9 protein-coding genes are annotated in these 10,394 nt (G+C 64.0%); 4 read left to right on the plus strand and 5 right to left on the minus strand.

Going from position 1 to position 10,394, the window contains the following annotated elements:
• The first annotated feature begins 7 nt into the window (after positions 1–7).
• Positions 8–1,138, plus strand: coding sequence for an alanine--glyoxylate aminotransferase family protein (locus tag IIB36_17860; protein MCH7533606.1), 1,131 nt, complete (start codon positions 8–10; stop codon positions 1,136–1,138).
• Between the two features lie 143 nt (positions 1,139–1,281).
• A complete protein-coding gene (locus IIB36_17865) occupies positions 1,282–2,190 on the plus strand; it encodes a hypothetical protein (protein ID MCH7533607.1) in 909 nt (302 codons plus the stop codon).
• A gap of 19 nt (positions 2,191–2,209) precedes the next feature.
• Here IIB36_17865 and IIB36_17870 read toward each other — a convergent pair whose 3' ends face one another.
• The 5 genes from IIB36_17870 to IIB36_17890 form a co-directional block, all read right to left on the minus strand.
• Positions 2,210–4,180 carry a peptidase M6 gene (locus tag IIB36_17870; protein MCH7533608.1) on the minus strand — a complete coding sequence of 657 codons (1,971 nt, stop codon included), beginning with the start codon at positions 4,178–4,180 and terminating at the stop codon, positions 2,210–2,212.
• 43 nt (positions 4,181–4,223) lie between these two features.
• Positions 4,224–6,362 carry a S9 family peptidase gene (locus tag IIB36_17875; GenBank protein ID MCH7533609.1) on the minus strand — a complete coding sequence of 713 codons (2,139 nt, stop codon included), beginning with the start codon at positions 6,360–6,362 and terminating at the stop codon, positions 4,224–4,226.
• Positions 6,363–6,903: 541 nt separating this feature from the next.
• Positions 6,904–7,116, minus strand: a complete 213-nt coding sequence (locus IIB36_17880; GenBank protein ID MCH7533610.1) for a hypothetical protein — start codon at positions 7,114–7,116, stop codon at positions 6,904–6,906.
• A gap of 82 nt (positions 7,117–7,198) precedes the next feature.
• Positions 7,199–7,918, minus strand: coding sequence for a molybdopterin-dependent oxidoreductase (locus tag IIB36_17885; protein ID MCH7533611.1), 720 nt, complete (start codon positions 7,916–7,918; stop codon positions 7,199–7,201).
• A gap of 385 nt (positions 7,919–8,303) precedes the next feature.
• Positions 8,304–9,332: a transposase gene (locus IIB36_17890; protein MCH7533612.1), complete on the minus strand. Its 1,029-nt coding sequence runs from the start codon at positions 9,330–9,332 to the stop codon at positions 8,304–8,306.
• Between the two features lie 179 nt (positions 9,333–9,511).
• Between IIB36_17890 and IIB36_17895 the strand changes: the two genes are divergently transcribed.
• On the plus strand, positions 9,512–9,868 hold the full coding sequence (locus IIB36_17895; GenBank protein ID MCH7533613.1) for a helix-turn-helix transcriptional regulator: 357 nt from the start codon (positions 9,512–9,514) through the stop codon (positions 9,866–9,868).
• A gap of 2 nt (positions 9,869–9,870) precedes the next feature.
• Positions 9,871–10,394: hypothetical protein (locus IIB36_17900; protein ID MCH7533614.1), on the plus strand; the 524-nt coding region annotated here is incomplete at its 3' end.

Below are 10,394 nucleotides of genomic sequence, written 5' to 3' on the forward strand. Positions count from 1 at the left end.
TGAGCCCATGAACTCGACCGACTCGTCCTTCGGACAGCTCCGCCACGATCCCCGCGTCCTACTCGGGCCCGGCCCGAGCAACGTGCACCCCCGTGTCTTGCAAGCCATGACCTGCCCGATCCTCGGGTACCTCGATCCCGAGTTCCTGGTCATCATGGACGACACGATGGCGTTGCTCAGGCATCTCTTTCAGACCGAGAACGAGATGGCGATCTCGCTGGCCGGCACGGGGATGGCGGCCATGGAGGCAGCCGTTTGCAACGTCACCGAGCCGGGCGACGAGATCATCGTCGGCATTCACGGCTTCTTCGGCCAACGCATGGCCGAGATCGTGGAGCGTCACGGTGGCACCGCAGTACGCGTGGAGGTGGACTTCGGAGAGTTCGTCACGACCGATCAGATCGCCGCCGCGCTCGATGCACACCCGAAGGCGAAGATGGTCGGCATCGTGCACGGGGAGACGTCTTCGGGCGTAGAGCAGCCGCTCGAGGAGATCGGCCGCTTGGTGCGTGAGCGCGACAAGCTCTTCTTGGTGGACACGGTCTGCTCCCTGGGCGGGTCCGACGTCCGGGTCGACGAATTCCTCATCGATATCTGCTACAGCGGCGGACAGAAGTGCATCGGTGGGCCTGCGGGCATCTCCTGCATCACGCTCAACGAGCGAGCGATGGACGTAGTGGCTTCCAGGAGCACCCCGGTCGACACTTGGTACCTCGATCTCATGCTGATCCAGAAGTACTGGTTCGCCGATCGAGCGTACCATCACACGGCGCCGGGGCCCGCTGTGTACGCACTTCGCGAAGCACTGCGGCTCGTCCAGGAGGAAGGCTTGCAGGAGCGCTTCGCGCGCCACCAGGCATGCGGCGACCTGCTCAAATCCGAACTGGAGGCCATGGGACTGGAGCTATTCGGGAGTCCGGATCACCGACTCCCGATGCTCACCTGCGTGATGATCCCGGACGGCGTCGACGACGCGACCGTTCGGGGACGGCTGCTGAACGAGTATGGGATCGAGATCGTGGGGGGATTCGGACCGCTCAAAGGCAGGGCGTGGCGAATCGGCCTGATGGGTTACAGCTGCAGCGAGAAGAACATCCGCTACTTGATGGCAGCGCTGGCGGACATTTTGGGGCGCTGAGACGCCACTCCGCGCGGTGTACGTCATCTGCGGTGTGTCCTACGTCACGATTCGTATGCGCACCGGCCGGCGAACCGGGTAGGATCTTCTGGTCGAAGCATGGGGGGGTATGCCCCTACTGATCTCGAGCCAGGGAGGCGGCGATGAACGCGCGGTCAGGTACAACAGCGGTGAAGCGCGGCGGACTGTGGTGGGGATCCGTGCTCATGATGGCTCTCCTCGCGATTGCGGCCTCAGTGACCCCTGCCCTCGCCCAGGTGGAAGTCGAGGCGCTCGCCGTTGGGGAGACACTCTACGAGATCCGATTGACCGACGGCTCCGTGCTCTTCGCGCGTGTGACCGAGGTGGAGGGTGACACGATCGTGCTGGTCACGTCCGGTGGTGCTCGTCTGGAAGTGGCGCGTTCTCAGATCCGGGAAGCGCGGGTCGCGGAGGGTAGGGTCGTGGAGGGCGAGTTCTGGAGGAAAGATTCGAACACGTCGCGACTCTTTTTCACCGCGACAGGACGCACGCTCGACAAGGGAGATGCGTATGTTGGCACGACCCTCATCGTCCTCCCGTGGGTCGCCGTAGGCGTCTCGGATCGCGTGACGCTCGCCGCTGGCGCGTCGTTGTTCATCAGCGAGTTCCAGTTGTTCTATGTCGCGCCCAAGGTACAGTTGGTCAGGACTCCGACGGTCCAGGTCTCGGTAGGCACCTTGATCTTCTTCGCCAACGACGAACGTGTGGGCATCAACTACGGCGTCGGGACCTTCGGTACGCCGGACAACTCACTAACGGTGGGGCTCGGATTCGGGTTCGAAGGCGACGACTTCTCCAACCAGCCTGTCGCGATGATCGGGGGCGAGACCCGCGCCAGCCGGCGCATCAAGCTGATCACCGAGAACTACTTCCTGCCGGGAGAGACGGGCCTTCTGGTCTCGGCGGGACTCCGCATCATTGGTGAGCGGTTCTCGACGGACTTGGCCCTGGCTGGTGCTGGCGGCGACGGGGATTTCTTGTGCTGCTTCCCGCTCGTCAGCTTCTCTTACGCCTTCGGCGGGGGCAGATGAGCCAACCGGATGGTGGCGCTCAGCGGATGGTGGTGCTCACCGCCAGCGCCACGCCGGGGTCGCTCTCCGAGGTCGCCGTGATCGTCAACACTCCATCTCCCGACCCTTTGCGAATGCTCACGGTGATCTCTCCGGCCTCGCCTGACGGCACAGCCACGAGTTCGTTGGGGAGCTGTACCGCCCAGCCCTCACCTTCGATCGAGGCGGTGAGACGGTACACGTCCCAGTCGAACGCGGTGTCTCCCTGCGAGACCGCGTCGTTGCGCAAGCTGAACATTACCGGGGTCACGCCCGCGCCTACCTCTAGTTCGGTCGGGCCGATGAGATCGGCGCTCCGCTCCCGCAGCCCCGAGCCGTCCAGCGATCGCACGCCGAGCGTATAAGTCCGAATGCGCTGGGCGTCCTGCTGGAGACCGATCACGTAGAAGTGCAGTCGGTTCGGCTCATCGATCCACTCGAACTCGCTGCCCGAGTCCGTCCCGGCATGGAAGAGAGCATCGTTGAGTTGTCGGTAGTCTGCGACCGTGCGCAGGACCTCCTCCCCGTTGGGCTTCACGAAGTCGACGGCGTTCATGTCCTCCGGGTGTGCGTCGATGACCCAGATGAAACTGTTGAACTCGTTCGGGCCTCCGTTTCGGCCTCGAAAGCTGTCCTTGTTCTTGGCGATGAGCACTCCGTCGTCCGGTGTGAACGCGTCGTACCCCACGCGCTGTACGACCTCCAGCGAGTAGAAGTCGTAGTTGGGCGTTCCCGCGGAGAGAGGATTCGTCGCGGGATCGTCCTCCGGCGTCCGGTCGCGAGGTTCCTCGCCGTCCAGGCGCACGACGATCCCGGCGTGCGTTCCGGGCAGCGGATGGACGGCCCGGGCGGTGACCCTCGCGACCGCGAGGCCCGTCGCGGCCAGACCATCACGGCTGAGCGTAAGAACCTGGTCTTCGGTGATGAACTCGTTCGCCATCCGGTTCCGTAGCATCAGGCCCGCCGGCATCGCCGCACCCCGGATGGGGGGGACGACCCAGCGCATGTGCGGCCCACCGGGTCCGTTGAACGATCCCCGGTCCATCATGTCCCAAGGACCGACGGCGACACGACGGTAGGGCTCGCGGTACGGATTGTTGTTGAGGTCTGGAATGTTGAACGCGAAGTGACCGAGCTCGTGCGTAATGGTGCCCGAGCTCTCCCCCTGGCGCATGGACGAGCGCCCCCATTGCTGCGCACCCGCTCGCCAGCTCGTCCACGGCACGTAACGCGTGGCGATCCAGCGCGGCAGATCCGGGTTGGGATTGCCCCACTCGGGCGGGATGTCCTCCGGAGCGTCGAACTTCATCTCTCCGAATTCCTGCCACACCGTGGTCTCGTCGTAACCAGCGTAAATCCGTAGGATGGCGTCGTACTCGTCCGCGATCGGTCCGTGCTCTGCCTGCCAGATGGAGTCGACGTGCGGCTCCATCTGGTCGCTCGCCACGCTCCCGTCCGGCGTCGAGTTTTCCTGGCCATACTCGTTCAGGCCGTAGGCCCACAGTGGCTTGGGCATGCGGTACGGTCCGAACGCTTCGATTTCGGTGATCCCGAACTTCCCACGCGACTGCTCCATCCAATATCCGTTGATGGTCTGGCCGTGATTCAGTTCGCTCGGCTCGAGGAAGAAGTCGGCGTAGAACTGCGGCACTTCATCCCTCGAGATCGGATCGATCTGAGGATTACCGAATGGATCCGAGCCCTTGGGCAGCGTCATCACAAAGGGTTGGTCCTCGAAGTCCATGGCGATGAGGGCGATGCGAAAGCCACGCTCGGGTTCGAGTGAGCGATCGGCCCAGTTGCGCCCCGGGATGGGCCGGTAGTCGTCCCACGTCATGTCGTCCTGGTCCTGGACTCGCTGCGGGTCGAGCGGTGGAGGGAAAGGGACGACCCCCTCATCAGCGCAGCCCCACGACGTCAGCACCGCCGCCATCAGCAGTGCGGCCATTCGAGACGGCACTGAGGGGGACATCACCACAGATCCCGAAGCTCAAGTAGCTCGTGGGCTCCCTGATTCATGACCCCTCAGCTGGGAGCGTCAACCCGAGCTGTTGGGCGAGGAAGGTCATTTCCCGAGCCGTGTCTTCGATGCGCAGGCTCATCGGCCGTCCGCGCCCCGCCGCATGCCCACCGCGAGCGTCGTACCAAAGAATCACCGGCAGACCGGATGCAGACGCAGCCTGCAGCCGCGCGGTCATCCGTCGTGCCTGGAGCGGGGGTACGCGCGTATCGAGATCGCCGGTGGCGAGCATCACGGCGGGATACTCGACGCCATCCTGAACCGCCTGGTACGGAGAGTATTGTCGTATCGCCTCGAACTGTTCGGGAATGCGCGCGTCCCCGTACTCGAGCAGCGCAGGCATGTTGTTGGTTTCGGTGAACTCGAAAAAGCGGACCATGTCGAGGTCCGGATACGTGCACAGCACGGCCCGGAAGAGGTCTGGACGCTGCGTCATCGCGCTGGCCACGAGAAGCCCGCCGTTGCTGCTACCACTGATCGCCAACCGACTCGGATTCGTGAAGCCCTCAGAGATCAGCGCCTCGGCCGCGGCGATGAAGTCGTCGAAGGCATGCTGCTTGTTCTCCAGCATGCCGTCACGGTGCCACGCCTCACCAAACTCGCTGCCACCGCGCAAGGTAGCGACAGCATAGACGCCGCCCATATCGAGCCACGCTTGCCTCGTGGTCGAAAAACTCGGCTTGATGTTCGAGGTGAAGCCGCCATAACCGTTGAGGATGGTCGGGTGGCTACCGTCGAGCTCGATACTCGCCTTGTGCATGACGTGCATCGGGGCGCGGGCGCCCCCGCTCGACGTGAACCAGATCTTGGTGACCTCGAAGCCTTCCGGAGCGTCCTCGGGCGGCTCGGTCAGCTCGCGTTCTCCGGTCGTCAGGTCGATCTCGTACTCGGTGCTCGGCGTGAGGTATCCGCTCACGCGCAGCGTCGCCTTGCCCTCACCGGTTCCGCTGATGCTCGCTGAAGACTGCGCCGGAACTTCCACCTGGCCGGCAGGCGTCCCGTCCATCTCGAAAAACGAGATCCGATTCTCGACGTCGTGCAGGTACGTGACGTAGATGCGCTCGTCGATGAACGTGTACGACTCGAGCACGTCGTCGCCCTCGGGGATCAACTCGCTCCACGCGTCGGTCGCCGGGTTGTCCGGATCGGCAACCATGAGCCGGTAGTTGGAGGCATCCCAGTCGGTACGGATATAGAGGAGGCCCTCTCGATACCGCACCTGAAAGTGCGCGGGCACACCCTCGACGATGGGACGGATCGGTCCGTCGCCGGCCTGGATGAAGTAGTCGTTCCGGGCCCAACCGTGCTGGGCACTGAAGATCCGGTAGACACCGTCCGCAACGATGTCCATGTCGATGAAGGTCGTCGGCCCGTACCCCTCGCCCCAGATCAGCTCATCGTTCGCGGGGTCGTCACCGAGTCTGTGGTGTCGGATGCGCGGCCCCTCCACACGGGAGCGGTAGGTGTAGTAAAAGCCGGATCCGTCGTCGTCGAACTCGACCCCGCTGTACAGCGCGTTCGGAAGGCGGTCGGGAAGGTCCTCACCGGTCTCGAGATCCGTGATGCGTACTTCGATCTCGTCCGCGCCGCCCTGTCGGATCGAGTACATCATCAAGGACTCGTCGGGTGACGAACCCATCATCGATACCAGTGTCCGATACGTGGGATCGATCTCCGCCGGGTCGATGAAGACCTCGTAGTCCCCATCCACGGTCGGCTCCTCGGCATCGTCTTCCTCAGGAGCCGGGCGCCGATACACGATAGGCGCCTCCTCGCCCACGCGCCGCATCGTGAAGTACTCGTAGTCGCCGACCCTACGGGTACCGCCCACGTTCTCCCGGTCCATGCTCTCGCGCAGCAGTGTCCGGAAGCGATCCCTGATCGGGCTCTCGCCGACGACCAGCTCCGCGTAAGCGTTTTGAGCCGCGATCCAGGCCCGCGTTTCCGCCGCGTCCTGGTCTTCGAGCCAGCGGTAGTCGTCGACGAACTCCACCCCATGGATGACGTCTGCCACGGGATCGACGCGTGTCTCGGGCGGCGCCGGGTACGGAGCCGTGCACGCTGGAATCGCGACGAGCGGGAGAGCGACGAGGAACAGCCGGACAGCTGGGACGAAGCGGCTGGCGATCTTCACGGCGGTGGCCTCTGCACAGAGTGGTGAACGAAGCATCGACTCAGAGTCCGCTGCCCCGGCCCACGGCGTCAAGCCGCCGGTTTACAGACAACGACGGGGCGGAGGCGACCTAACCCCCCGCAGACTCACCGAGTAACGATCGACTGGGTTTTGGAACATGACGAGGGAAGGCTTATGGAAGACTCGGCCCAGAATGCGAAAGCGGACCAAGGCCGAAAAGCCTTGCCATTTTAATGCCCCGCCAGGGACTCGAACCCCGAACCTACTGATTAAGAGTTCGTTCGCATGGTATACGCTGAGTACTCTTGAGGTCGCCTAAGTTGTTGTGAGTTTGGGCATTAGGTGGTCGGTTGTTCCGTCGGTTGTTCCGTCGAGCGCTCCCGAGATTTCACCAGATCCGGGGAGTTTGGGGTACCGGTTGGGGTACCAAAGGCCGTCGCGGTCAAGCTCCGAAGGCGGGCCTGCAGATCGACGCACTCGGCCTCGAGTCCGACGATCACCACGCCTTCCACGAAGACGCGAAGCCAAGGGATCTGAGCCTTCAATTACCGCCCATCCGCTCGCGAAGCTCGGTGAACCAGTTCTCGACCAAGATGATCCTGACCTCGCCACCGGAGTCAGGGCTCATCGCGGCGGCTCGCACCATCAGGAACCGCTCGTCGTCAGGCCCGATGTCGTGGAAGTCCGTTCCCTCGCCTAGGAGGTATTCTTGTCCGACCGTGAAGAGCGTCTCACTGCGGAGGACGCGGAACACCGAATCCGCCTCTACCTCAGCCGCAACGAGTGCTCCCTCGGCATTTATGAACGGTTCGGGGCATCGACCGACTTGTCGCCTCCTACCCCGTCCTCGGCCGCGGCAGCCCCGGCGTCCCGAAGATGATCTCGGTGATCGCCTTGATGCTCCGATTCCCATACCGGAACGGCATGACAAGACGCAGGGGCGCTCCATGTTGGGGATCGAGCGGCTCGTCGTTCATCATCCAGACGAGCATGACCTGCGGATGCCGCAGCTCCACCACGGACTCGTCCACGTAGTGGCCGTCCGACGCGGTGAAGCGGCAGTAGTGGGCGCCCGGAACGAGGCCGAGCATGTCCGCGAAGTCGGTGAACCGAACCCCGGTCCACTTTACGATGCCGGTGGGCTCCGGTGCGCCGCACTGCATGAGGAAGGTGTGCGAAACCCTCGACAGGGGTTCGATGTCGCTGAACCGCATCGTCCCGCGCTTGGTGCCAAGCCCGCGCGTGTCGACCCGGATCGCCATCTTCGTGTAGTCGTACTCGATCTCCGGGGCCCTGCGGTCCGACGTCCTCCACATGAGGCGGCCCCGGATCGGGCCGGCGGCCGACTCGGGGTGCTCGGGGGCCGAGCCGTCGGGGTTCAGGGGTAGGTCCACCGGGAAGGTGGCGCGCGGCTCGACGTCGATGAGTCGGTCCGGGAACTCCTGCTCCTGTCGGGCGACCTGAGCCGCCAACTCCCTTGGATGAAAGCCGCCGATCGACAGGCCCGCCAGTGCGGACCCGGATACAGCTATGGCGTGGCGTCGTGAGATGGTCATGCCGGACTCCTCCTGCCGAGGGGACGGGCGCGCGCGTGCGCCCGATCAGAGTACTCCGCCGCGCTCGGCGGGGATAGCCCGACATTCTCACGGATTTTTCATCGAGATCTCATGGAGGCCGCGTGGCGGCGGACCTCGTCCGGGTGTGGGTGGCGAAAACCTCATCCGAGTGGTGCGAGGGACTGCGTGAGAGACGATGGGTGACCCAAGAGCGGCACGCCGAGGGGTCGAAGGGCTGTCCATAGCCGGTGCGAGTGCGGGGCAGACATCTTGCTTGGCCTTTTCAGATTTTTGCACATGACGACTGGGATTGGAGCACGTAAGGATGCTAGCCCCGCTACGTGCTCGCGGCGGTTGGATCAATCAGCCTCGGGAAGGCGAGGGATCAGGCAGCGAGCCTGCGGGTGTAGCGGTGATGAAGCCCGCCAACCTGGGCGATGGCTACCACATCGCCCATCTCGGGCGGCTCCACAGGGCGCGGATCAGGGCAGTCGTTGTCCAATGACCGGTGCGTTCGCGACGAATGGTAGTAGGACGCGTAGCTGCGAAGAACCCGTAGGAGGTGCCGTTCGTTGAGAATGATGACGTGGTCGAGGCACTCTCGCCGGATCGATCCGATCAGGCGCTCACAATAAGGATTCTGCCACGGCGAGGCGGGGGCTGTGACGACTTCCTCGATGCCCATCGACTTGACGCACCGGACGAAATCGGCTCCGAAGATGCCGTCACGGTCACGAAGCAAATAACGAGGCGCGGTATCGTAAGGAAAGGCTTCACGCACCTGCTGGGCGGTCCACCGGGCCGAAGGCGAGGTCGTAACGTTGAAGTGCAGGATGCGACGCCGGTCGTGGGACATGACGAGGAACACGTAGAGGACGCGAAACGTCGCCGTCGGAACCACGAAGAAGTCGATCGCAACGATGTCCCTGACGTGGTTATCCAAGAACGCACGCCAGCTCTGAGAGGGCGGACTGCCACGAGCTGGCCGGTACCGCAAGACCGTGGAGTCGCTGACTTCGATACCGATCTTGCGCAGCTCGGCCTGGATGCGCGGCTTGCCCCAGGTAGGATTCGAGCGCCACATGTCGCGGATCAACTCTCGCACTTCGCCATCGATCCTCGGCCGGCCACCTGTGGGCTGACTCTTCCAGCGCCAATAGGCTCTGAACCCCTTGCGGTGCCACTTCACGACGGTGGCCGGCTGAACCAGGACGAGGGCTCGGTGCCAACCAGGCCAGAGGCGGCGCAGGCGGATCCAGAAGCGCCGGTCTCGGTCCTTGAGCCGTAACCTCGCGGGCCGCCGCTGCAGCACCATCAGCTGGTGGCGCAACGCGACGTTCTCAAGCGCGAGATCGCGTTGACTCTTCAGCGCGGAAATCGTGCTCCACGCCGCGATACGTACCCAATCCCACATCCACACCTGCCCTCACTGAATCGTGAAAAGGCAAGTAATCTCGCGGCAGACGAGGTTTTCGCCACCCACAACCCGGGCTGTTGCTCCGTTGACAAACGCTGCCGAGGATGCGATTATCGATCATCGATAATCGCCCATCGTTGATGCCGGTGGCGACTCACCGAGGAGCGTGATGCCGCATGAACCGATCCGAAGACCAGAGTGCCCGCCCCCTGACGCCGGTGACGTTTCACATTTTGTTGAGCGTCGCTCAGGGCCCCGCCCACGGATACCGGATCAAGCGCGTTGTGGAGGAACGGACCGATGGCGCAGTGCAGCTCGGTGCCGGGACTCTGTATACCGGCATCCGCCGGATGGTTCGGGACGGGCTCATCGAGGAAACCGAGGCCCCCGAGGATGCCGGAACCGTTGAACCGAGCTCGCGCTGGCGCTTCTACGAGATCACGGAAGTCGGCTCCGACGTGCTCAAGCGAGAGATCGCTCGCCTCGAGGCGGACCTCCAGGCGGCGCACGCGGTCGTCTCACGGCCCGGATGATCGTGCCTCCAGTCGAGCCGAGTCTTCAGCTACCGTTCCCGTATCGGCTGCTGCTGGTGCCCTATCCGCAGTCGTTCCTCGAGGAATTCGGCCCAGATCTCTCACGACACGTGCTCCTACAAAGGGCGGAGTCGCGCTACGCGGGAAGGATGGGCGGCACGGTGCGCTTCTGGTGGGACGCCTCAACGGACGCGCTCCTCACAGGACTGAAGCTGCGACTCGAGAACGGGGCGACGCTGGCGCGAGCCCTGCTCGGTGGGGCAGGTCGCCGGGCCGGCGTGACAGGTGCTTTTCGGTACGGAAATCAACCGGGGACAGGGGGTATGGGGATGTCGGTGCAAACGATGACACGGGACCTTCGGCACGCGCTTCGGAGCCTGATCAAGAGCCCGGGCTTCTCACTGGTTTTCATTGCGACCATGGGGCTGGGGATCGGCGCGAACACAGCCATTTTCAGCGCCGTGAACGGTGTGCTGCTCCGCCCCCTCCCGCACGAAGACGGGGATCGTCTCGTCTACCTACGACA

This window comes from Gemmatimonadota bacterium, assembly GCA_022560615.1.
GTDB lineage: Bacteria > Gemmatimonadota > Gemmatimonadetes > Longimicrobiales > Gaopeijiaceae > UBA1138.

What these genes read in the sequence shown, in the direction of transcription:
- IIB36_17860 (MCH7533606.1), top strand. Translation starts at nt 8, where the DNA reads ATGAACTCGACCGACTCGTCCTTCGGACAGCTCCGCCACGATCCCCGC.
- IIB36_17865 (MCH7533607.1), top strand. Translation starts at nt 1,282, where the DNA reads ATGAACGCGCGGTCAGGTACAACAGCGGTGAAGCGCGGCGGACTGTGG.
- IIB36_17890 (MCH7533612.1), bottom strand. Translation starts at nt 9,332, where the DNA reads ATGTGGGATTGGGTACGTATCGCGGCGTGGAGCACGATTTCCGCGCTG.
- IIB36_17870 (MCH7533608.1), bottom strand. Translation starts at nt 4,180, where the DNA reads ATGTCCCCCTCAGTGCCGTCTCGAATGGCCGCACTGCTGATGGCGGCG.
- IIB36_17895 (MCH7533613.1), top strand. Translation starts at nt 9,512, where the DNA reads ATGAACCGATCCGAAGACCAGAGTGCCCGCCCCCTGACGCCGGTGACG.
- IIB36_17885 (MCH7533611.1), bottom strand. Translation starts at nt 7,918, where the DNA reads ATGACCATCTCACGACGCCACGCCATAGCTGTATCCGGGTCCGCACTG.